Here is a 20,598-nt window from a genome sequence, read left to right as displayed (position 1 = left end):
GGCCCTGAGGTGCTGCCGTACTGGCGACTGTCCAGCTTCTATTTCTGCTACTTCGCCCTGTTGGGCGGGGTGGCGCCTTTCCTGTCACTGTATTTCCATCATCTGGGGTTTTCCGCGGCGCGCATTGGCGAGCTGGTGGCCATCCCCATGTTGATGCGCTGCATCGCGCCCATTCTCTGGGGCTGGCTGGGCGATCGCAGCGGCCAGCGGCTGTTGATTGTGCGGCTGGGCGCCTTGCTGACCGCGGTTACCTTCACCGGCATACTCTGGCGCCAGGATTATCTGTGGCTGGCGCTGATCATGGCATTGCACAGTTTCTTCTGGCATGCGGTGCTGCCCCAGTTCGAAACCATCACCCTGGGGCATCTAGGGGAACAATCGGCGCGCTACAGCCGGATCCGCCTGTGGGGTTCGGTGGGCTTCATCGTCACCGTGGTGGTGCTGGGGCTGTTGCTGGAGCGCTTCAGCCCGGCGATCTATCCCCAAGTCATGCTTGGCATCATGCTAGCGATTTTCCTCTGCAGCCTGCTGGTGCCGCCAGCGCCGCGCCAGGCAACACGACCCGCCGCGGCCGCCGAGGGATTCCTCCGGCAATTGCGCCGGCCTGGGGTGCTGGCGTTCTTTCTCAGCGCCGGCCTGATGCAGCTATCCCATGGTCCTTACTACACCTTCCTGACCCTGCATCTGGAGGCGCTTGGCTATGGCCGTGGTGTGATCGGCGCCATGTGGGCCCTGGGTGTGGTGGCGGAGATCATCCTGTTCCTGGTGATGAGCTCGGTGCTGGCCCGCTTCTCGCTCAAACAGTTACTGGTTGGCAGCTTTGTCCTGGCGGCACTGCGCTGGCTGCTGTTGGGGTTGTTGGCGGATAACCTGGTCTGGCTAACGCTGGCGCAGCTACTGCACGCGGCTACCTTTGGATGTTTCCATGTCGCCGCCATCCATTTTGTCCACCGCAGCTTCGGCGAGCAGCATCAGGGCCAGGGGCAGGCGTTGTACGCTACGCTGTCCGGCTGTGGCGGGGCGCTGGGCGCGCTTTATTCCGGGTACAGCTGGCATGGCCTCGGCGCCGGCTGGACCTTCGCCCTGGCCAGCCTGGCGGCAACGCTCGCAGCGCTGCTGTTGTGGCGCCGGATGCCTGCCCAGCCGGGCTGATAGTCTATAGTGGGCAACAACGGAGGTTAGCTGAATGAACACCAACTTCATTGTCGTGATGGGCGGATTGGCCCTCTTGCTACTGGCGCTGTCCGCCATCAGCAGCATTGCCCAGAGCACCGAGTCGCGTTCCCGCAAGACCGGTTGGATTGCGCTGGTAGCGCTACTGCCGCTGGTAGGCTGGGCAGTCTGGTGGCGCAAGGGGCCGAAGCGGCCATGAACAACGACCTGACCGCACGGGTGGCGCTGGTAACTGGCGCCGCACGGGGAATCGGCAAGGGCATTGCCATCAGTCTGCTGCGCGCGGGCTGGTCCGTGGTGCTGGGCGATGTGGATGAAAGCGAGGGTCTGGCCGCGGCGGAAGAGCTGGCGCGGCTGGGGACGGTGGAATTCGTCCCGCTGGATGTGGCGGATGAGGCCAGCGTGCTGGCGGCGGTGGAGCAGATCGAGGAAGACTTCGGGCGGCTTGATGGCGTGGTCAACAATGCCGGACTGGCCGACCCCGACAACGGCCCGCTGGAACAGCTCAGCCTGGAGGCCTGGAATCGCTTGCTATCGGTCAACCTGACCGGCGCCTTCCTGGTTTCCCGGCAATGCATTGGGTTGCTTCGCGAGAGCGGCGGCGCCATCGTCAATATCGCCTCTACCCGGGCGCTGCAGTCGGAACCCAACACCGAAGCCTATGCCGCGAGCAAGGGTGGGCTGGTGGCACTGACCCACGCGATGGCGGTGAGCCTCGGCCCGGATATTCGCGTCAATGCGGTCAGCCCTGGCTGGGTCGACACCCGGCCCGACGCGCTCCAGGCCAGCGACCCGCTGCGGCAGGTAGATCACGAGCAGCATGCAGTGGGGCGGGTAGGGCAGCCGGAGGATATGGGTGAACTGGTGGCCTTTCTGCTGAGTCCGGCGGCGGCCTTCATCACCGGCCAGAATATCGTTGCCGATGGCGGCATGACCCGGCAGATGATTTATCGGGAATAACCACAGTAGCGGCAAAAAGAAAGGCGCCCGGATATGATCCGGGCGCCTTGACCTGCAGGGTCGTGATTACTTCTCGACGAAGGCGCGCTCGATGGCGTAATGCGCCTGAACGCCCTGGCGGGATTCCTGGAAGCCCCAGCCGTCCAGAATGGCAGTGAGGTCCTTGAGCATGGCCGGGCTACCGCAGAGCATGAAGCGGTCATCCTCCAGGTTGGGCTTGGGCAGGCCGATATCTTCGAACAGTTTGCCACTGACCATCAGGTCAGACAGGCGGCCTTGGTTGCGGTAGGGCTCCCGGGTCACGGTGGGGTAGTAGATCAGTTGCTCGCGCACCTGCTCACCGAAGTACTCGTGGTTGGGCAGGTCTTCGGTGATCAGTTGCTGGTAGGCCAGTTCGCGCACCCAACGGCAGCCGTGGGTGAGGATGACCCTGTCGAAGCGCTCATAGGTTTCCGGATCCTGGATGATGCTGATGAAGGGCGCCAGGCCAGTACCGGTGCTGAGCAGGTACAGGTTACGGCCGGACAGCACGTTGTCCAGTACCAGGGTGCCGGTGGGCTTGCTGCTGACAATGATGTTGTCGCCTTCCTTGATGTGTTGCAGGCGCGAGGTCAGCGGACCGTCCGGTACCTTGATGCTGTAGAACTCCATGGTGTCTTCATAGTTGGGGCTGGCAATACTGTAGGCGCGCATCAGCGGCCGACCGTCCACCTCCAGGCCGATCATGATGAAATGCCCGTTCTTGAAGCGCAGGCCCGGGTCACGGGTAGTCTTGAAGCTGAACAGGGTATCAGTCCAGTGATGAACACTGAGCACACGTTCGGTTTTGAGGTTGGACATCCAGGTTGTTCTCCGCGTGGGATGGTTTTGAATTGCGGCCATTCTAGCGCCCAGCTAATCTACCGGTTAAATGACTTATTTTAATTTGCATATCCGGAAAAACCGATAATGAAATATACCCTGCGGCAGCTGGAAGTTTTCCTTGCCACGGCCTTCCACGAGAACCTGACCCGTGCCGCAGACAGCCTGGCGATGTCGCAATCGGCTGCGAGCAGTGCCTTAAGGGATCTGGAGGGGCAATTCGACGTCCAGCTGTTCGACCGGGTCGGCAAGCGGCTGCAGCTGAACGAGCTGGGGCGCAACATTCGCCCCAAGGCCCAGGCCTTGCTGGAGCAGGCCAAGGGGCTGGAGGCAGCCCTGGCGGGGCATGAGGAGATCGGCCATCTGCGAGTCGGGGCCACCATGAGTGTGGGCAACTACATTGCCGTGGGCATCATGACGCGCTACATGCTGGAGCAGCCCGGCGCGCGGGTCGAATTGGAGGTGGCCAACACCTCGAGCATCGTCAGCAGGCTGGTCAACTTCGAGCTGGACCTGGGGATGATCGAGGGCGAGACCCGGCACCCGGACCTCAAGATGCTCTACTGGCAGGAAGATGAACTGGTGGTGTTCTGCGCTCCCGACCATGAATTGGCGGGTAAGCCCTGGTTGACCGATGAGGACCTGGTGCAGGCCGAGTGGATCGTGCGGGAGCAGGGGTCCGGTACCCGGCAGAGTTTCGAGTGGGCGCTGCATGGCTTGCTGCCGCAGCTGAATATCAAGCTGGAGTTGCAGCATACCGAGGCGATCAAGCGCGCGGTTGAAGCGGGGCTGGGGGTCGGCTGCCTGTCGGCAATCACGCTGGGCGATGCCTTCCGCCGGGGCACGCTGGTGCCGTTACCGGTACCGCACCGGGACTTCAAGCGGGGGCTGTATTTCGTGCGTCACCGCAACAAGTTCATCAGCGCGGGGATGCGCCGTTGGCTGGAATTGTGTCAGGAGGAATCGCAGGAAAGTGAAGGGTCCGGCTCGGGGAGCCGGACCCCTCGGGAGACTTACTGACCGGCCAGGACCAGCTGGCCGTCCTGCAGCGGGATGGTATCGCCGGGGTGGCGGTCCATGCGCACGGTGCCGTTCTTGTCACCGATGCTGTAGTCAACCTGATAGCCGACAACCTTCTCGTTGTTGTCGTACACGGTTTCACAACGCTCTTCGGTGGTGGTGTAGGTATTGCCTTGCTGGATGCGCTCCTGGGTCTTGTTGCCGGCGTACCCGCCAGCGGCCGCGCCGGCGACCGTGGCGATCTTCTTGCCGGTACCGCCGCCCACCTGGTTACCCAGCACGCCGCCGATGACCGCACCCGCTACGCTACCCAGCACCTGGTGCTGGTCCTTAACGGGCTTCTGCCGGGTGACCGTTACCTGCTCACAGACCTCACGGGGAATGCGCTCGTTTTCCTTGATTTCCACTACATTGAGCACCTGCGCGTGGGTCGGCGTCCGGTCCGCTAGTGCGTTATAGCCGGCGATGGCGCCGCCAGCCGTAGCCACTACCGCGCCGATGACGATGCCTGACAACATTGACTTGTTCATGATGAATCCCTGTGCACTACGTTGATCTGCTGCGGATACCCGCATCTGTTACGACTGAGACAACCAGCTCGGGGACAAGTTCAGGTCACAGTATCGCTTTCCCGCTCCGTATGCAGCAGCTCGATCAGTGCGCGGCCGGCATTGGACAAGGTCCTGCCGCTGTGATGGATGCAGCCGAGGTCCCTGACCAGGCGGGCGTCGGGCACCGGCAGCACCCGCACCTGGCTATCGATCATGGTACGGGGCAGCACGCTCCAGGCCAGGCCGATGGAGACCATCATCTTGATCGTCTCCATATAGTTGGTGCTCATGCTTACCTGCGGGCTGACCCCGTGACGCTCGAACAACTGAGCAACAACGTTATGGGTAAAGGTATTGCCCCCCGGAAAGACTGCGGGATAGGCGGCAAGCTGGCTCAGTTGCACCTCCTGACGGCCGGCCAGGGGGTGCTCCGGGGCGACCACGAACTCCAGCTGGTCCAGCCAGATGCGGGTGGCGATAAGCGGTGGCTCTACCTGTGGTGCCAGGGTGATGACCGCCAGTTCGATTTCTCCCTGCAAGACCTTGTCATAGGCCACCTCCGAATCGAGGAAGTCGATATCCAGTACCACGCCGGGGTAGGCCTTGGTAAACCGGCGCAGCACCGGCGGGAGCCGATGTAGCCCGATATGGTGACTGGTGGCCAGACTCAACCGCCCCTGGATGCTGGCGGACAGATTGCCCAGGGCGCGGCGCGTGTCGTTGAAAGTGTTGATGATCAGCTCGGCCCGGGGTTGCAAGGTGCGGCCGGCCTCGGTCAGGCCGACATGTTTGCCGATGCGGTCGAACAGGCGCACACCCAGTTGCTGCTCCAGGGTCGCGATGCGCTTGCTGATCGCCGGCTGGGTCAGGTGCAGTTGCTCCGCCGCGCGAGAAAAGGAGCCGGTGGCGGCGACGGCAAGAAAGGCGGCGAGATTGGCAGTATCCATTCAGGATTCCATATGGTTATCCAATGCATGAATATAATGAATTTGTTTTATTAATGGCCAGCTTTTACTATCGCTAGGTCATTAGAAACTGCCGGCCAGCTCTGCTGGACCGACAGACATCAGCCGATTCAGGAGACGAGCATGTCCGCCAAGACGCTCTACGACAAGCTGTGGGATAACCACTTGGTCAAGCAACGGGACGATGGTTCCGCGCTGCTGTACATCGATCGCCATCTGTTGCACGAGGTGACCTCGCCCCAGGCCTTTGAAGGTCTGCGTCTGGCCGGCCGCAAGCCGTGGCGCATCGACGCCAACCTGGCGACCCCTGATCATAACGTGCCCACCGACAACCGTGCCGCCGGTGTGTCCGGGATCGAGGATGAGGTCTCCAAGCTGCAGGTGGTGACCCTGGACCAGAACTGCGATGACTTCGGCATCCTTGAATTCAAGATGACTGACCGTCGTCAAGGCATCGTGCACGTGGTCGGTCCGGAGCAGGGCGCCACTTTGCCGGGCATGACCATCGTCTGCGGCGACTCGCATACCGCCACCCACGGTGCCTTCGGCGCCCTGGCCCACGGTATCGGCACCTCGGAGGTCGAGCATGTGTTGGCGACCCAGTGCCTGGTGGCCAAGAAGATGAAGAACATGTTGGTCAAGGTCGAAGGCGAGCTGGGCTTTGGCGTGACCGCCAAGGACATCGTACTGGCAGTGATCGGCAAAATCGGCACCGCCGGTGGTAACGGCCACGCGATCGAGTTCGCCGGGTCGGCCATTCGCAGCCTGTCGATGGAAGGCCGCATGACCGTCTGCAATATGGCCATCGAGGCCGGTGCCCGGGTGGGGCTGGTGGCCTGCGATGAAAAGACCATCGCCTACGTCAAGGACCGTCCCTATGCGCCCAAGGGCGAGGATTGGGACAAGGCGGTTGCCGCCTGGCAGGACCTGGTATCCGACGCCGAGGCGGTATTCGATACCGTGGTCGAACTGGACGCCACCCAGATCAAGCCGCAGGTATCCTGGGGCACCTCCCCGGAGATGGTCGTGGCAGTGGATGCCAATGTGCCGAACCCGTCGCGGGAGACCGATGCGGTCAAGCGCAGCGGCTACCAGCGTGCACTGCAATATATGGGACTGGAGGCTGATCAGCCGATCACCTCGATCAAGCTGGATCGGGTCTTCATTGGCTCCTGCACCAACTCGCGGATCGAGGATCTGCGCGCGGCGGCCGTGGTTGCCAAGGGCCGCAAGGTGGCCAATACCATCAAGCAGGCCATGGTCGTACCCGGGTCTGGCCTGGTGAAGGAGCAGGCCGAGCGTGAAGGTCTGGATGTGATCTTCAAGGCCGCCGGTTTCGAATGGCGTGACCCGGGCTGCTCCATGTGCCTGGCCATGAACCCCGATCGCCTGCAGCCGGGCGAGCACTGCGCCTCGACCTCCAACCGCAACTTCGAGGGGCGCCAGGGTAACGGTGGGCGTACCCATTTGGTCAGCCCGGCGATGGCGGCCGCAGCGGCGATTGCCGGCCATTTTGTCGATGTACGTGACATGCTTGCAGAGGAGGTAGGCGCATGAAGGCCTTTACCACACATACCGGCCTGGTGGCCCCGCTGGATCGGGCGAACGTCGATACCGACCAGATCATTCCCAAGCAGTTTCTCAAGTCGATCAAGCGTACCGGCTTCGGCGCGAATCTGTTCGACGAGTGGCGCTACCTCGACGAGGGTTACCCGGGGCAGGACAACGCCAGTCGTCCGCTGAACCCGGACTTCGTGCTCAATCAGCCCCGTTACCAGGGCGCCAGTGTGCTGTTGGCACGGGAGAACTTTGGCTGCGGTTCCAGCCGCGAGCATGCTCCCTGGGCGTTGGACGAATACGGTTTCCGCGCCGTCCTGGCCCCGAGCTTTGCGGATATCTTCTTTAATAACAGCTTCAAGAACGGATTGTTACCCATTGTTTTAAATGAAAAAGATATTGACGAGCTGTTCCAGCAGGCAGAGGCTGAAGAGGGATATCAGCTGACCGTTGATCTACAGGCGCAGACCGTTACCCGACCGGATGGCAAGCAGTACAGCTTCGAGGTCGACGAGTTTCGCAAGCACTGTCTGCTCAACGGCCTGGACGATATCGGCCTGACCCTGGAAGACGCCGATGCGATTCGCGCCTTCGAAGAAAAGCATCGGCGGTCCCAGCCATGGTTGTTCGACGCCATCAAGTAAATCGGCTTTTTCCAAGGAAAAGATATGAGCAAGAAGATTCTGGTTCTCCCCGGCGACGGTATCGGTCCGGAGATCGTTGCCGAAGCAGTCAAAGTGCTGGACGTGGCCAGTGAGAGGTACGGTCTGGGTGTCGAGCTGAGCTATGACGACCTGGGTGGCGCCGCCTATGACCGCTACGGCACTCCCCTGGCCGATGAAACCCTGGAGCGTGCCCGCCAGGCTGATGCCATCCTGTTGGGCGCCGTGGGTGGCCCGAAGTGGGATACCATCGATCCGGCCCTGCGCCCCGAGCGCGGGCTGTTGAAGATTCGTTCCCAGCTTGAGCTGTTCGGCAACCTGCGCCCCGCGCTGCTGTATCCGCAGCTGGCTGATGCCTCCACCCTGAAGCCCGAGGTGGTGTCCGGGCTGGACATCCTGATCGTCCGCGAGCTGACCGGCGGTATCTATTTCGGCTCGCCCCGCGAGCGCCGGGTGCTCGATAATGGCGAGCGCCAGGCCTATGACACCTTGCCCTACAGCGAGAGTGAAATTCGCCGCATCGCCACCGTCGGCTTCGATATGGCGCGGCTGCGCAACAGGAAGTTGTGCTCGGTGGACAAGGCCAACGTCCTGGCCTCCAGCCAGCTGTGGCGCGAAGTGGTCGAGGAAGTGGCCAAGGATTACCCGGACGTGGCGCTGTCGCACATGTATGTCGATAACGCCGCCATGCAGCTGGTGCGTGCGCCCAAGCAGTTCGATGTGATCGTCACCGACAACATGTTCGGCGACATCCTGTCGGATCAGGCTTCCATGTTGACCGGCTCCATTGGCATGCTGCCTTCTGCCTCGTTGAATGCGCAGAACAAGGGCATGTACGAGCCCTGCCACGGCAGCGCGCCGGATATTGCCGGACAGGGCATCGCCAACCCGCTGGCCACCATATTGTCGGTATCCATGATGCTGCGCTACAGCTTCGCTGAAGCGGCGGCTGCCGATGCCATCGAACAGGCTGTCAGCCAGGTGCTGGACCAGGGCCTGCGTACCGGTGACATCATGGCGGCCGGCTGTCGTCAGGTCGGTACCCGGGAAATGGGTGACGCCGTGGTCGCGGCGCTGAAAAACCTGTAACCTGTCGCATTGCTTAATTTGCGCCCGGCGCTGACCGGGTGCAATTGTCGAGAATTTTACCCCGTGGGGGTCTGCAGTTATGAAACAAGTTGGTCTGATCGGTTGGCGGGGCATGGTAGGTTCCGTGCTCATGCAGCGTATGCGTGAAGAGAATGACTTTGCGTCCATTGATCCGGTGTTCTTCACCACCTCCAACGTGGGTGGCACCGGACCGGATATCGGCAAGTCGATTCCTGAATTGAAAGATGCCTACGACATCGAAGCCCTCAAGCCGATGGACATCATCATCACCTGCCAGGGTGGTGACTACACCCATGAGGTCTACCCCAAGCTGCGCGCCGAGGGCTGGAAAGGCTACTGGATCGATGCCGCGTCCGCGCTGCGCATGGAAGACGAATCGATCATCGTGCTGGACCCGGTCAACCGCCGCAATATCGACCAGGCCGTGCGTGACGGCGTCAAGACCTTCGTTGGTGGCAACTGCACCGTCAGCCTGATGCTGATGGGGCTTGGCGGCTTGTTCGAAAACGGCCTGGTCGAATGGATGAGCGCCATGACCTATCAGGCGGCCAGTGGCGCCGGTGCGCAGAACATGCGTGAGCTGATCAAGCAGATGGGCGTGATCAATGGCTCGGTGGCGGAGCAACTGGCCGACCCGGCCAGCGCCATCCTGGATATCGACCGTCAGGTTGCCGCTACCCTGCGTGACGACAGCTTCCCGGCCGACAACTTCGGGGTGCCGCTGGCGGGCAGCCTGATCCCTTGGATCGACAAGCAACTGCCCAACGGTCAAAGCCGCGAAGAATGGAAGGCTCAGGCCGAGACCAACAAGATCATCGGCCGTAGCGGTCGTCCGATCCCGGTCGATGGTATCTGTGTGCGTATCGGCGCCATGCGTTGCCATAGCCAGGCGCTGACCATCAAGTTGAACAAGGATGTGCCGCTGGCGGATATCGAAGCCATGCTGGATGCGCACAATCCCTGGTCCAAGGTGGTGCCCAACGAGAGGGAAGCCAGCGTCCGTGACCTGACTCCGACTGCCGTGACCGGCACCCTGAAGGTGCCGGTAGGTCGTCTGCGCAAGCTCAACATGGGCTCGCAGTACCTGTCCGCCTTTACCGTTGGCGACCAGCTGCTGTGGGGCGCGGCGGAGCCGCTGCGTCGCATGCTGCGGATTCTGCTCGAGGGCTGAGCCGCCGGGCAGCGCAAGTAATCGGGGCACCCCCGCTGGTCGGGGGTGCCCTTTGTGTTTTCAGGATTCAACGAGAATTTCTTCATATGAGCAAGACCGGTGATGTTGCGATAGTAGGTGTGAGCGGCCTGGCAGGTGAGACCCTGCTGAACGTGCTGGATGAGCATGAGTTTGCCTTCGGCCAGATCCACCTGCTGGACATCGAGGATCGTGCCGGCAGCCGGCCCATGCTCAGGGGCCAGAGCCAGCGGGTCGAGGTGCTGGAGCGGTTCGACTTATCCCGGGTAGCCCTGGTGCTGTTCCTCGATCCGGATCTGGCGACCGGCTGGGCAGCCCAGGCCGTGGCCGCCGGCTGTCTGGTGCTGGATGCCTGTGGTGCTTTCCGGGGCGACGCCAGCGTGCCGCTGGTGGTCGCTGAGGTCAACCCGCAGGCGCTGGAGAAAGTACGCGCCGGTGGCATCGTGTCCTGTCCCGATGCTCAGGTAGTACAGACGCTGGTGGCACTGCAGCCGCTGGTGGCCGAAGCCGGCCTGCAGTCGATCACCATTGCCACCTACCAGTCCATGTCGACGGTCGGCGGCGAGGAAGTCGAGGCGCTGGCGCTGCAGACCAGTCGTCTGCTCAACGGCCAGCCGGCGGAAAAAGGCGCCTTCGACAAGCAGGCGGCATTCAACCTGCTGCCCCGCATCGGTGAGCTGGATGAGCAGGGCGTTAGCAGCGCCGAACAGATGCTGGCCGAAGACGTCCGCCGCATCCTGCAGCTGCCGCAACTGCCGGTATCCGCCACATGTGTGCTGGTGCCGACCTTCTTCGGTAGCGCCCAGGTCATGCAGCTGCGCACCCGCGATGCGCTGACTGCCAAGCGCGCCGCCACCCTGCTGCGCAAGGCGCCGGGCGTCAAGCTCCTGGATCGCCCCAGCGCCGGGGGCTATCCGACGCCGGTAGCCGATGCCACCGGCACCGATCAGGTGTGGGTAGGACGGCTGCGCCAGGATTCCCTGGATCCGGTCAGTATCAGTATGTGGCTTGTGTCTGATAATTTGCGCAAAGGTGTCGCACTCAACGCCCTTGCGGTCGCAGACTTATTGATAAAAGACCATTTGTAATCGATACTTGCTGCTGGTTTTTGAGTAGTCGCTTGCGCTACTGTCCGGGTAGATATTGATTTAAGCTCGACTTGTTGCGGTCACCGTGCGCCGGTGGGGGAGTCAGTAGCTGTCGGAGCGTCATCTCCAGTTGAGGTGCTTTCGCGGCTGACTGAGCCGGTGGTGCGGTGATGGAGTTCATGGACGCGTGTATAACGATAAAGCAAAGGATCTTCGCTATGGTTCGTAAACTGGTTTTGGCTGTTGCCGCAGCTAGTGCCCTGATGTCATCCAACATGGTCCAGGCGCTGGGGGTTGGCGAGATCAACCTGCGGTCAGCCCTGAATCAGCCGCTGGAAGCCGAAATTGAATTGCTGCAGGTGCGCGACCTGTCGAGCAGCGAGATCCGTCCGCTGCTGGCATCGCCCGACGACTTCGGCAAGGCGGGTATCGAGCGCTCGTTCTTTCTCACCGATCTGACCTTTACTCCGGTGGTCAGGCCGGACGGCAAGGCCGTCATCCGGGTAACCTCGAGCCGCCCGGTCAAGGAACCCTACCTGAATTTCCTGATGGAAGTGCGCTGGCCTTCCGGTCGGGTACTGCGTGAATTCACCCTGTTGCTGGATCCGCCGCTCTATCAGCCTACCCCGGTCACCGCCAGCGCGCCGGTAGCGCCGTCGGCCGCCCGGTCCGCAGGCAACATCGTGCGTTCCGCACCGTCCCCGCAGAACGCTGCGCCGGCGGCTCGCAGTCAGGCGCCGCGCGCCGCAGCGGCCAGCCAGGCTTCTGCTCAGGCCGCCGGGGAATGGCAGACCAGCCGCGCCGATACGCTGTGGGAAATCGCCCTCAAGAGCCGCCCGCAAGGCGCCAGCGTCCAGCAGACCATGCTGGCGATCCAGGACCTCAACCCCACCGCGTTCATCGGCGGCAATATCAACAATCTCCGGGCCGGTCATACCCTGACCCTGCCCACTGCCGAGCAGGCTGCGGTACGCGATCATACTGAAGCAGTTGCCCAGGTCGCCAGTCAGACCGCGGCCTGGCGTAACCGCCAGCCCGCTGCCGAGCCCGCAGCGCGGCAACTGGACGCCCGCGAGCGTGATGTCGCCGGCGCAGCCCCCGTGCGTACCCGCAATGAAGACTCCCTGCGGCTGGTGTCGGGCGTCGACGAGGCAGATGAAAACAACACGGATTCGGCCGCCGATGGCGAAAACGGCAGTTTGCGGGACGCGCTGGACCGCACCAAGGAACAACTGGATTCCACCGAACGGGAAAAGGCCGAGATTGCCGACCGCCTGGCGGACCTGGAAGGCCAATTGGAAACCCTGCAGCGCCTGTTGAGCTTGAAAGACGCACAACTGGCAGCGTTGCAAAGCGAGCTGGGTGGGAACGGCGAGCTGCCGGACATCCTGCCGGTGCCAGCCGAAGAGGGTGGCGCTGACGCCGCGCTGGCAGGCGATCTTGAACCGCAGGAAGCGCCCGCCGAGCAGGCGGATGCCAGCGTCGAGGCGAACGCCGAATCCACAGATAACCCCGAATCCACGGATAATGCCGCGCCTGGCAATGACGAGACCGCCGGTGACGAGCTGCTGGCGGTAGCGCCGGTCGCGACCCCGGCCGATGCGCAGCCGGTCACCGAGCCAGAGGTTGTCGCGCCGGGGCAGCCGGCTCCGGCCTCCGCGGTTTCCGCGGGCGATGCCCAGCAGCAGGCCGATAGCGGCTCTCCCGAGGCGCTGCTGCAGCGCTTCATGCAGAACCAGACCCTGTTGCTGGGTGCCGGCGCGGTAGCGCTGCTGCTATTGCTGTTGATCCTGATGGCAGTGGCCCGGCGTAATGCCCGCCGCGAGGCCGAGCTGACCGACAGTTTTAGCGGGCAATCGGCGACCGACAGCAGCGCCACCGATGCCGGTATCGAGGGCAATGACTTCAATGTGGCCCTGGCCGAAGCCCAGGATAATACCCCCGACGAACTGGATATCGCCGAGGATCCGCTGGTGGAGGCGGATGCGCTGATCGCCTACGGCAAGCTGGACCAGGCGGCCGACGCGCTGCAATCGGCCATCTACGAGGAGCCCGAGCGCACCGACCTGCGGCTCAAGCTGATGGAAGTCGAGGCGCTGCGCGAAAACCCCCAGGGGTATGCCGTGCAAGCCGAGGCCCTGCGCCGCATGGGTGTAGATGACGCGGCTGTCGAAATGATGAATGCCCGCTACCCGCTGATGGCTGCCGGTCTGATGACGGGCGCAGCGCTGCTGTCGACAGCCGCCGAAGAGCCCGTCGAGGAACCTGCTGCCATCGAAACCGATATCGAGCTCGAGGAAAGTGAAGCCCCGGCCGAGCCCGGTGAGTTTGACTTCACCGACTTCGGTCTTGAAGAAGAGTCCGCTGCTTCGCTGGCGGATACCCAGGTCGAGTCCGAGGTAGGCTTTGATCTGGATTTTGACCTGGACGCCGACGAACTGCAGGAAAACCCGGACCAGGCGCTGGATGCTGCGCTGACCGATCTTGCCGCCGCTGAGCCGCAGGAGCCTGCGGTCATCGAGCCGGCGCCACTCGATGACTTCGAGCTGAATCTGGATGATGAACTGCAGGCCGACAATCTGCTGGCCGAGTTCGAGGCGATGAGCCTTGCCGGTGCGGACAACGAGTCAGCGGCGTCTGCGGCCGGGGAGAAGGAAGATGACTTCACCCTCACCGACGAGGACCTGGCGGGCTTCGAGGCTGAGCTGCAGGCGGTCATGGGCAATGCCACGGCCGACCAGCGAGATGATCAGCCGCTGGCTGGCAGCGACCTCGCCAACGGCTTTGATGGAGATACCATGGCTACCGACGGCCTCGGTGATGACGATGATTTCGACTTCCTGGCAGATACCGATGAGTGTGCCACCAAGCTCGACCTGGCCCGCGCCTATATCGATATGGGCGACGAGGAGGGCGCGCGGGATATCCTCGCGGAAGTGGTGGAAGAAGGGAATCAGCAACAGCAGCAGGACGCTCGGGAAATGATGGAGCAACTTGGCTGATAAATGAGTAGTACAACTGAAGATGCGGCCGCCCCCGAGGCGGCCGCTGTTGTTTCGAGAGTCGCAGCCTGCGTGGAATACAGCGGGACGGCTTACCGCGGGTGGCAACGCCAGCAACCGGGCGTACGCAGCGTGCAGGAGGAGGTCGAGAAGGCCCTGTCGCGGGTCGCCAATCATCCGGTTCAGCTGTTCTGTGCCGGGCGGACGGACGCCGGCGTGCATGCGTCCTGCCAGATCATCCATTTCGACAGCAGCGCCCAGCGCGAGCCAATGAACTGGTTCCATGGTGCCAACGCTAACCTGCCCCACGATATCAGCCTGGTCTGGGCCAAGCCGGTGGGGCTGGATTTCCATGCGCGCTTCTCGGCCATGGCCCGGCGCTACCGCTACGTGATCTACAACGATCCAGTGCGGCCGGCCCAACTGGGGCGCGAGGTTACCTGGAATTACCGGCCGCTGGATCTGGAACGTATGCAGGAGGCCGCCCAGGCGCTGGTGGGGGAGCATGATTTCACCTCCTACCGGGCGATCGCCTGTCAGGCCAAGTCGCCGGTGAAGACCATCCACCATCTCAAGCTGATCCGCTTCGGCAAGTTCATCGTGCTGGATATTCGCGCCAATGCGTTTCTTCATCACATGGTGCGCAACATTGCCGGTGTGCTGATGCAGATCGGCTGTGGCGAGCGGCCGATCGACTGGGCGGGCGAGGTGCTGCATGCGCGCAACCGCCGGACCGGCGGGCTGACCGCGCCGGCGTTCGGCCTGTATCTGGTCGACGTGACCTACGCCGATCATTTCGAGCTGCCCAAGCGTTACATGGGGCCGCATTTCCTCTCGGCGCTCAATGAGCTGGACGACTGACGGCCCGCGACCGATCTGCTACTATCGTCTGCTTTACTGGATCACGGGACAGGCCCCATGGCACGTATCAAAATCTGCGGCATCACCCGGGTCGACGATGCCCTGGCGGCGGCCCAGGCTGGCGCCGACGCCATCGGCCTGGTGTTTCACCCGGGCAGCCCGCGGGCCGTGAGTATCGAGCAGGCCCGGACCATCGTCGCGGCGCTACCGCCCTTTGTCACCACCGTAGGGCTGTTCGTCGATGCGGAGCAGGCCACCATCCAAGCGGTGCTTGCGCAGGTACCGCTGGATCTGTTGCAGTTTCATGGGGATGAACCCGATGATTTCTGCCAGGGTTTTAACCGCCCCTACATCAAGGCCGTCCGGGTGCGCCCGGGCGACGATCTGAATGCGCTGGCGGCCAAATGGCCGGGCGCCTGCGGTATCCTGCTGGACAGCTACAAGCCCGGCGTGCCCGGGGGCACCGGAGAGACCTTCGACTGGTCGATGATTCCTTCCCAGCGGTCCTGGAGACTGATCCTCGCCGGTGGCCTGCAGGCGCAGAATGTGCGACAGGCGATCGACCAGACCGCGCCTTGGGCGGTCGACGTCAGTGGTGGCGTCGAGGCGAACAAGGGCATCAAGGACATAGCGAAAATCAACGCTTTTATTCACGAGGTGAAGCGTGTCTGATTCAAATTCTATCGATTTTGCGAGCGTACCTGACCAGCGGGGCCACTTCGGTCCCTACGGCGGCCGTTTTGTTTCCGAAACGCTGATGGACGCGCTCGATGAGCTGGAAACCCTGTACGAAAAGCTCTCCAAGGACCCCGACTTCCAGGCTGAATTCGACCGCGATCTTGCGCACTACGTCGGTCGCCCGTCGCCGCTGTATTTCGCCGAGCGGTTGAGTGCCAGGATTGGTGGCGCGCAGATCTGGCTCAAGCGCGAAGACCTGAACCACACCGGCGCGCACAAGGTGAACAACACCATCGGCCAGGCCCTGCTGGCCAAGCATATGGGCAAGCCCCGGGTGATCGCCGAGACCGGCGCTGGCCAGCATGGGGTGGCCACTGCCACCGTCGCGGCCCGCCTGGGCCTCAAGTGCCAGGTCTACATGGGCGCCGAGGACGTCAAACGCCAGACCGTGAACGTTTATCGCATGAAACTGCTCGGCGCCGAGGTGATCCCGGTCACCTCCGGCTCGAAAACGCTGAAGGACGCGATGAACGAAGCCATGCGCGACTGGGTCACCAATATCGACGACACCTTCTACATTATCGGCACCGTTGCGGGCCCCCATCCCTATCCCAAGCTGGTGCGGGACTTCCAGTGCGTCATCGGCCGCGAGGCCCGTGAACAGTGCCAGGCACAGGCGGGGCGCCTGCCCGACGCACTGGTCGCCTGCGTGGGTGGTGGCTCCAATGCCATCGGTCTGTTCCATCCGTTCCTGGAAGACCGCGACGTGGCCATGTATGGCGTCGAGGCTGCCGGCGACGGCCTGGAAACCGGTCGCCACGCGGCGCCGCTAAATGCGGGCCGCCCGGGCGTGCTGCACGGTAACCGTACCTACCTGATGGCCGACGAGAACGGCCAGATCACCGAGACCCACTCGGTCTCCGCCGGCCTGGACTACCCGGGCGTGGGGCCGGAGCACAGCTGGCTCAAGGATGTTGGCCGGGTCAATTATGTTGACGCCACCGACACCGAGGCCCTGGCTGCCTTCCGCGAGCTGACCCAGGTCGAAGGCATCATGCCGGCACTGGAGTCCAGTCATGCGGTGGCCTATGCGATGAAACTGGCAGCGACCATGCGTCCCGACCAGATTATCGTGGTGAACCTGTCCGGTCGTGGCGACAAGGACATCCATACTGTCGCCGGTATCGACGGCATCAGCGTCTGAAGAGTGTGATATGAGCCGAATCCAACAATGTTTTGACGCCCTGCGTGCCTCCGGCCGCAAGGCGCTGATCCCCTACATCACCGCCGGTGATCCGAATCCGGAAATGACCCTGCCGCTGATGCACGAACTGGTCGAGGCCGGGGTGGATGTGATCGAACTGGGCATCCCGTTCTCCGATCCGATGGCGGACGGCCCGGTGATCCAGCTGGCCATGGAACGCGCGCTGGCCCATAACGTCAGCCTGCGCCAGGTGCTGGATATGGTCGCGGCGTTCCGCACCACCAACCAGACGACCCCCGTGGTGCTGATGGGGTATCTGAACCCCATGGAGCGCATGGGCTATGAAACCTTCGCCAAGGCCGCCGCCGAGGCGGGGATCGATGGCGTGTTGACGGTGGACCTGCCGCCGGAAGAGGCGGAGGAAGTCGCACCGCTGTTCCGTGAACACGGCCTGGACTGCATTTTCCTGTTGGCGCCGACCACCACCCTGGCTCGGGCACGGAAAATCTGCGAGCACGCCAGTGGGTATGTCTATTATGTTTCACTGAAAGGTGTGACCGGATCGGCTGCGTTGAACGTCACCGAGGTAGCAGACAAGCTGGCGCAACTGCGGACCGTGACCGACCTGCCGATCGGTGTCGGTTTCGGTATTCGTGATGGCGCCTCCGCTGCCGCAGTAGCGGGTGTGGCCGATGGTGTAGTGGTGGGGTCGGTATTGGTCAACCATATCGCCAACCATGTCGGCGAGCCCGAGCGGGCCCGTGCCGGCATCACCGCGGTGATCCGCGAAATGCGGGCGGCCATGGATCGCTGAGCGACAGCGCATTCGACTATTTTTGGTGAAGCAGACAACAGATAAGGATTGGCAATGAGCAACTGGCTGGTGGACAAACTGATTCCTTCCATCGTGCGTTCCGAGGGGCAGAAGAGCAGTGTGCCTGAGGGCCTGTGGCGCAAGTGCCCCTCCTGCGACGCGGTGCTGTACCGCCCCGAGCTGGAAAAGAATCTGGAGGTTTGCCCCAAGTGCAGCCACCACCTGCGGATCAGCGCCCGGCGCCGGCTGGATATTTTCCTCGATGCCGACGGCCGCACTGAAATTGCCGCTGAGCTGGAGCCGGTCGACAAGCTCAAGTTCCGCGACACCAAGAAGTACAAGGATCGCCTGGTGGCGGCGCAGAAGCTGACCGGCGAGAAAGACGCGCTGGTGGTCATGCAGGGCGCGCTAAAGGGCATGCCCCTGGTGGCCAGCGCCTTCGAGTTCAACTTCATGGGTGGCTCCATGGGCAGCGTGGTCGGCGCCCGTTTTGTTCGCGGCGCCGAGATTGCCCTGCGCGAACGCATTCCCTATGTCTGCTTCCCGGCCTCCGGCGGGGCGCGGATGCAGGAAGCGCTGTTCTCGTTGATGCAGATGGCCAAGACCAGTGCCGCCCTGGCGCGCCTGAAAGAAGAGGGGATTCCCTTCATTTCGGTAATGACCGATCCGGTCTACGGTGGCGTATCGGCCAGTCTGGCGATGCTGGGTGACCTGAACGTGGCTGAGCCCAACGCGCTGATCGGCTTTGCCGGGCCGCGGGTGATCGAGCAGACCGTCCGGGAAAAACTGCCATCGGGCTTCCAGCGCAGCGAATTCCTCCTGGAGCATGGTGCCCTGGACATGATCATCCCGCGTCATGAAATGCGTGACCGTCTGGCCAGCATCCTGGCGATGCTGACCAACCAGCCGACCCCCGTCACGGTTGACCTCGAGTTGCCGGCAGTCGACGGCGAAGCGGCCGGCGCCTGATGGCCGAGCTGGGTCTGGCCGGCTGGCTGACGCGGCTCGAGCGCCTGCATCCGGCAGAAATCGATATGGGCCTGGAGCGTGTGGCTGAGGTGGCCACGCGGCTCCAGGTGCTGAACCCGGCACCGCTGGTCTTTACCGTTACCGGTACCAACGGCAAGGGGTCCACCTGCGCTGCACTGGACACCCTGCTGCGCCATTCCGGCCGGCGCAGTGGTTGCTATTCATCCCCCCACCTGATCGCCTACAACGAGCGCGTCAGCATTGATGGCCGGCCGGTCAGCGATGCCGATCTCTGCGCGGCCTTTGCGGCCATTGACCAGGCCCGTGGCGATATTTCCCTGACCTACTTCGAGTTTGGCACCCTGGCTGCCCTATGGCTGTTCCAGCGCGCCGGCCTGGACGCGGTGGTGCTCGAAGTGGGGCTGGGCGGGCGGCTGGATGCGGTGAACGTGGTAGACGCCGATGTGGCGGTCGTCACCAGTATCGGCCTGGACCACAGTGATTACCTGGGTGACAGTCGCGACTCGGTCGGCTACGAGAAGGCCGGCATCCTGCGTCCCGGCCATCCGCTGGTGTGCTCGGAAACCGACCTGCCGCCACGCTTCCTCGAGCAGGTTACGCGGCTCCAGGCGCCCATGCTGCAGCGCGGGCGGGACTATGGCTGGGAGAGCCGCCAAGGCGGTCGTTGGCAACTGCACGGGATCGATGGCAAGGGTACCCGCCGTGAATTGCCTGTCGACGCGGTTCGCCTGCCGCGGGACAACCTGAGCTCCGCGGTCCAGGCGTTCTGGGCGGCCGGGCTGGATATGACGGACGGGCAGATCGCCACGGCGCTGGTGGCCAGCTACGTACCCGGGCGGCTTGACCAGCGCACGCTCGAGTGGCGCGGCCGGCCGCGGCAATTGTTGCTGGACGTGGGGCACAACCCCCAGGCCGCGACCTTTCTGGCGAGCCATCTGGCGGACCAGCCCGCCCGTTGCCAGGCCGTATTCGGGCTGCTGGCGGACAAGGACCTGGCGGGTATATTGCAGCCGCTGCAGGGGCAATTCGGCAGTTGGGCTGTGGCTCCGTTACCGACACCCCGCTCCCGGGACGCCCAATCCCTGGCCGCGGAACTCGGTGCGGCGGGCGAGGGCGCACAGGCCTTCGCCTCGATTGGCGATGCCATCGGCTGGCAGTTGGACCATAGCGCCGATGATGAAAAAATCGTCGTGTTCGGGTCGTTTTTCTGCGTCGCCGAGGCCATACTCTGGCTCAACAATCAGAGCGGTGGAGACAGATAAATGGACGAAGGCCTCAAGCAGCGTATTATCGGCGCGCTGGTGTTGGTAGTGGCGGCAGTGGTATTCCTGCCCATGTTGCTGTCCGGTCAGGATGAAACCGAGCAGGTGGAAGTGACCGTGCCTGATGCACCGGTACTGGATGATCGGGAGATGGCCGCGGCGGCGGCGCCACCGCTGCCTGAACCGGCACCGGTACCGGACATGCCCCAGGCGATTGTCGAGTCGCAGGACAGCCCGGCAGAGACGCCGCTGCCCGACACGGCGGCTATCGAGCCGGTCACCGTGGTGCCCGAGCCGGAAGCGCCGGTCGCGGCCCCTGAGCCCGAGCCGGCCCCGGCCCCGGCGCCGGTGGAGCAACCTGCTGCAGCCGCCACCCCGGCCGGCGGTTGGGTGATCCAGCAGGCCAGTTTCTCCAACGACGCCAACGCCGACAGCTTCCGTCAGACCCTGGCCGGCCAGGGCTACAATGCCTACACGCGTTCAGCCCAGTCCGGTGGCAAGACCATCGTACGCGTCTACGTCGGGCCGCTCGAAAGCCGCGAAGCGGCTGCCCGGGTGCGTGACGAGTTGCAGCGCCGGCACCAGAACAAGGGGCTGATCCTGGCCCAGGACGACAGTAATCGCGCCCGTTGATCAGTTTGTCCGGGACGG

At 63.3% G+C, this 20,598-nt stretch carries 20 protein-coding genes; 17 read left to right on the top strand and 3 right to left on the bottom strand.

The features are described from left to right. Nucleotides 1-9 precede the first annotated feature (9 nt). From VG99_RS10860 to VG99_RS10850, 3 genes are read left to right on the top strand one after another with little or no spacing between them, the layout of a single operon-like run. Nucleotides 10-1,152: an MFS transporter gene (locus VG99_RS10860; protein ID WP_044499904.1), complete on the top strand. Its 1,143-nt coding sequence runs from the start codon at nucleotides 10-12 to the stop codon at nucleotides 1,150-1,152. A 34-nt stretch (nucleotides 1,153-1,186) separates the two neighbouring features. Next, on the top strand, nucleotides 1,187-1,372 hold the full coding sequence (locus tag VG99_RS10855) for a PLDc N-terminal domain-containing protein (RefSeq protein ID WP_044499902.1): 186 nt from the start codon (nucleotides 1,187-1,189) through the stop codon (nucleotides 1,370-1,372). After that, on the top strand, nucleotides 1,369-2,133 hold the full coding sequence (locus tag VG99_RS10850; protein ID WP_044499900.1) for an SDR family oxidoreductase: 765 nt from the start codon (nucleotides 1,369-1,371) through the stop codon (nucleotides 2,131-2,133). Before VG99_RS10855 ends, VG99_RS10850 begins: the two co-directional genes overlap by 4 nt. Before the next feature lie 66 nt (nucleotides 2,134-2,199). Here the strand turns inward: VG99_RS10850 and VG99_RS10845 are convergent, their stop codons facing one another. Beyond that, on the bottom strand, nucleotides 2,200-2,973 hold the full coding sequence (locus tag VG99_RS10845; RefSeq protein WP_044499899.1) for a ferredoxin--NADP reductase: 774 nt from the start codon (nucleotides 2,971-2,973) through the stop codon (nucleotides 2,200-2,202). 108 nt (nucleotides 2,974-3,081) lie between these two features. On the opposite strand from VG99_RS10845, the gene VG99_RS10840 reads away from it, so the two are divergent. Beyond that, nucleotides 3,082-4,014 carry a LysR family transcriptional regulator gene (locus tag VG99_RS10840; protein WP_044499898.1) on the top strand — a complete coding sequence of 311 codons (933 nt, stop codon included), beginning with the start codon at nucleotides 3,082-3,084 and terminating at the stop codon, nucleotides 4,012-4,014. Here the strand turns inward: VG99_RS10840 and VG99_RS10835 are convergent. Together VG99_RS10835 and VG99_RS10830 are read right to left on the bottom strand one after the other, a co-directional pair. Continuing rightward, nucleotides 4,008-4,544, bottom strand: a complete 537-nt coding sequence (locus VG99_RS10835; protein WP_044499896.1) for a glycine zipper 2TM domain-containing protein — start codon at nucleotides 4,542-4,544, stop codon at nucleotides 4,008-4,010. The genes VG99_RS10840 and VG99_RS10835 overlap by 7 nt on opposite strands. 80 nt (nucleotides 4,545-4,624) lie before the next feature. After that, nucleotides 4,625-5,512, bottom strand: a complete 888-nt coding sequence (locus tag VG99_RS10830; RefSeq protein ID WP_044499894.1) for a LysR family transcriptional regulator — start codon at nucleotides 5,510-5,512, stop codon at nucleotides 4,625-4,627. Between the two features lie 141 nt (nucleotides 5,513-5,653). Between VG99_RS10830 and leuC the strand changes: the two genes are divergently transcribed. From leuC to VG99_RS10765, 13 genes are all read left to right on the top strand, one after another. Next, the gene (gene leuC / locus VG99_RS10825) at nucleotides 5,654-7,087 is read left to right on the top strand and encodes a 3-isopropylmalate dehydratase large subunit (RefSeq protein ID WP_044499891.1); all 1,434 of its coding nucleotides are present in this window, start codon (nucleotides 5,654-5,656) and stop codon (nucleotides 7,085-7,087) included. Next, nucleotides 7,084-7,731, top strand: coding sequence for a 3-isopropylmalate dehydratase small subunit (gene leuD, locus VG99_RS10820; protein ID WP_044499890.1), 648 nt, complete (start codon nucleotides 7,084-7,086; stop codon nucleotides 7,729-7,731). The genes leuC and leuD overlap by 4 nt, the downstream gene beginning before the upstream one ends. 24 nt (nucleotides 7,732-7,755) lie before the next feature. After that, nucleotides 7,756-8,838 carry a 3-isopropylmalate dehydrogenase gene (leuB, locus tag VG99_RS10815; protein WP_044499888.1) on the top strand — a complete coding sequence of 361 codons (1,083 nt, stop codon included), beginning with the start codon at nucleotides 7,756-7,758 and terminating at the stop codon, nucleotides 8,836-8,838. 79 nt (nucleotides 8,839-8,917) lie between these two features. Continuing rightward, entirely contained in the window at nucleotides 8,918-10,030 is a 1,113-nt protein-coding gene (gene asd, locus VG99_RS10810) for an aspartate-semialdehyde dehydrogenase (RefSeq protein ID WP_044499886.1), read from the top strand. A gap of 86 nt (nucleotides 10,031-10,116) precedes the next feature. Then, nucleotides 10,117-11,136, top strand: a complete 1,020-nt coding sequence (locus tag VG99_RS10805) for an aspartate-semialdehyde dehydrogenase (RefSeq protein ID WP_044499884.1) — start codon at nucleotides 10,117-10,119, stop codon at nucleotides 11,134-11,136. A 218-nt stretch (nucleotides 11,137-11,354) separates the two neighbouring features. Next, nucleotides 11,355-14,138, top strand: a complete 2,784-nt coding sequence (locus VG99_RS10800) for a motility hub landmark protein FimV (protein WP_044499883.1) — start codon at nucleotides 11,355-11,357, stop codon at nucleotides 14,136-14,138. A 3-nt stretch (nucleotides 14,139-14,141) separates the two neighbouring features. Continuing rightward, nucleotides 14,142-14,999, top strand: a complete 858-nt coding sequence (gene truA, locus VG99_RS10795) for a tRNA pseudouridine(38-40) synthase TruA (RefSeq protein ID WP_044499882.1) — start codon at nucleotides 14,142-14,144, stop codon at nucleotides 14,997-14,999. Nucleotides 15,000-15,056: 57 nt separating this feature from the next. Then, a complete protein-coding gene (locus VG99_RS10790) occupies nucleotides 15,057-15,671 on the top strand; it encodes a phosphoribosylanthranilate isomerase (RefSeq protein ID WP_044499881.1) in 615 nt (204 codons plus the stop codon). Then, a complete protein-coding gene (gene trpB / locus VG99_RS10785) occupies nucleotides 15,664-16,881 on the top strand; it encodes a tryptophan synthase subunit beta (protein WP_044499880.1) in 1,218 nt (405 codons plus the stop codon). The genes VG99_RS10790 and trpB overlap by 8 nt, the downstream gene beginning before the upstream one ends. 10 nt (nucleotides 16,882-16,891) lie before the next feature. After that, nucleotides 16,892-17,695 (top strand): tryptophan synthase subunit alpha, encoded by an 804-nt coding sequence (gene trpA / locus VG99_RS10780; RefSeq protein WP_044499879.1) that lies wholly within the window; start codon nucleotides 16,892-16,894, stop codon nucleotides 17,693-17,695. Between the two features lie 54 nt (nucleotides 17,696-17,749). Continuing rightward, nucleotides 17,750-18,664, top strand: a complete 915-nt coding sequence (gene accD / locus VG99_RS10775) for an acetyl-CoA carboxylase, carboxyltransferase subunit beta (RefSeq protein ID WP_044499878.1) — start codon at nucleotides 17,750-17,752, stop codon at nucleotides 18,662-18,664. Next, a complete protein-coding gene (gene folC / locus VG99_RS10770; RefSeq protein ID WP_044499877.1) occupies nucleotides 18,664-19,947 on the top strand; it encodes a bifunctional tetrahydrofolate synthase/dihydrofolate synthase in 1,284 nt (427 codons plus the stop codon). Before accD ends, folC begins: the two co-directional genes overlap by 1 nt. Further along, nucleotides 19,948-20,580, top strand: a complete 633-nt coding sequence (locus VG99_RS10765) for an SPOR domain-containing protein (RefSeq protein ID WP_044499875.1) — start codon at nucleotides 19,948-19,950, stop codon at nucleotides 20,578-20,580. It begins immediately after the preceding gene. Nucleotides 20,581-20,598 lie beyond the last annotated feature (18 nt).

The organism is Pseudomonas saudimassiliensis (genome assembly GCF_000939975.1).
Taxonomy (GTDB): Bacteria; Pseudomonadota; Gammaproteobacteria; order Pseudomonadales; family Pseudomonadaceae; genus Halopseudomonas; species Halopseudomonas saudimassiliensis.
This window is presented reverse-complemented; position numbering and strand designations above follow the sequence as displayed.

What these genes read in the sequence shown, in the direction of transcription:
- VG99_RS10830 (WP_044499894.1), bottom strand. Translation starts at nt 5,512, where the DNA reads ATGGATACTGCCAATCTCGCCGCCTTTCTTGCCGTCGCCGCCACCGGC.
- VG99_RS10790 (WP_044499881.1), top strand. Translation starts at nt 15,057, where the DNA reads ATGGCACGTATCAAAATCTGCGGCATCACCCGGGTCGACGATGCCCTG.
- VG99_RS10850 (WP_044499900.1), top strand. Translation starts at nt 1,369, where the DNA reads ATGAACAACGACCTGACCGCACGGGTGGCGCTGGTAACTGGCGCCGCA.
- VG99_RS10805 (WP_044499884.1), top strand. Translation starts at nt 10,117, where the DNA reads ATGAGCAAGACCGGTGATGTTGCGATAGTAGGTGTGAGCGGCCTGGCA.
- truA (WP_044499882.1), top strand. Translation starts at nt 14,142, where the DNA reads ATGAGTAGTACAACTGAAGATGCGGCCGCCCCCGAGGCGGCCGCTGTT.
- trpA (WP_044499879.1), top strand. Translation starts at nt 16,892, where the DNA reads ATGAGCCGAATCCAACAATGTTTTGACGCCCTGCGTGCCTCCGGCCGC.
- VG99_RS10765 (WP_044499875.1), top strand. Translation starts at nt 19,948, where the DNA reads ATGGACGAAGGCCTCAAGCAGCGTATTATCGGCGCGCTGGTGTTGGTA.
- VG99_RS10845 (WP_044499899.1), bottom strand. Translation starts at nt 2,973, where the DNA reads ATGTCCAACCTCAAAACCGAACGTGTGCTCAGTGTTCATCACTGGACT.
- accD (WP_044499878.1), top strand. Translation starts at nt 17,750, where the DNA reads ATGAGCAACTGGCTGGTGGACAAACTGATTCCTTCCATCGTGCGTTCC.
- VG99_RS10800 (WP_044499883.1), top strand. Translation starts at nt 11,355, where the DNA reads ATGGTTCGTAAACTGGTTTTGGCTGTTGCCGCAGCTAGTGCCCTGATG.
- VG99_RS10855 (WP_044499902.1), top strand. Translation starts at nt 1,187, where the DNA reads ATGAACACCAACTTCATTGTCGTGATGGGCGGATTGGCCCTCTTGCTA.
- leuB (WP_044499888.1), top strand. Translation starts at nt 7,756, where the DNA reads ATGAGCAAGAAGATTCTGGTTCTCCCCGGCGACGGTATCGGTCCGGAG.
- folC (WP_044499877.1), top strand. Translation starts at nt 18,664, where the DNA reads ATGGCCGAGCTGGGTCTGGCCGGCTGGCTGACGCGGCTCGAGCGCCTG.
- VG99_RS10840 (WP_044499898.1), top strand. Translation starts at nt 3,082, where the DNA reads ATGAAATATACCCTGCGGCAGCTGGAAGTTTTCCTTGCCACGGCCTTC.
- asd (WP_044499886.1), top strand. Translation starts at nt 8,918, where the DNA reads ATGAAACAAGTTGGTCTGATCGGTTGGCGGGGCATGGTAGGTTCCGTG.
- leuD (WP_044499890.1), top strand. Translation starts at nt 7,084, where the DNA reads ATGAAGGCCTTTACCACACATACCGGCCTGGTGGCCCCGCTGGATCGG.
- VG99_RS10835 (WP_044499896.1), bottom strand. Translation starts at nt 4,544, where the DNA reads ATGAACAAGTCAATGTTGTCAGGCATCGTCATCGGCGCGGTAGTGGCT.
- leuC (WP_044499891.1), top strand. Translation starts at nt 5,654, where the DNA reads ATGTCCGCCAAGACGCTCTACGACAAGCTGTGGGATAACCACTTGGTC.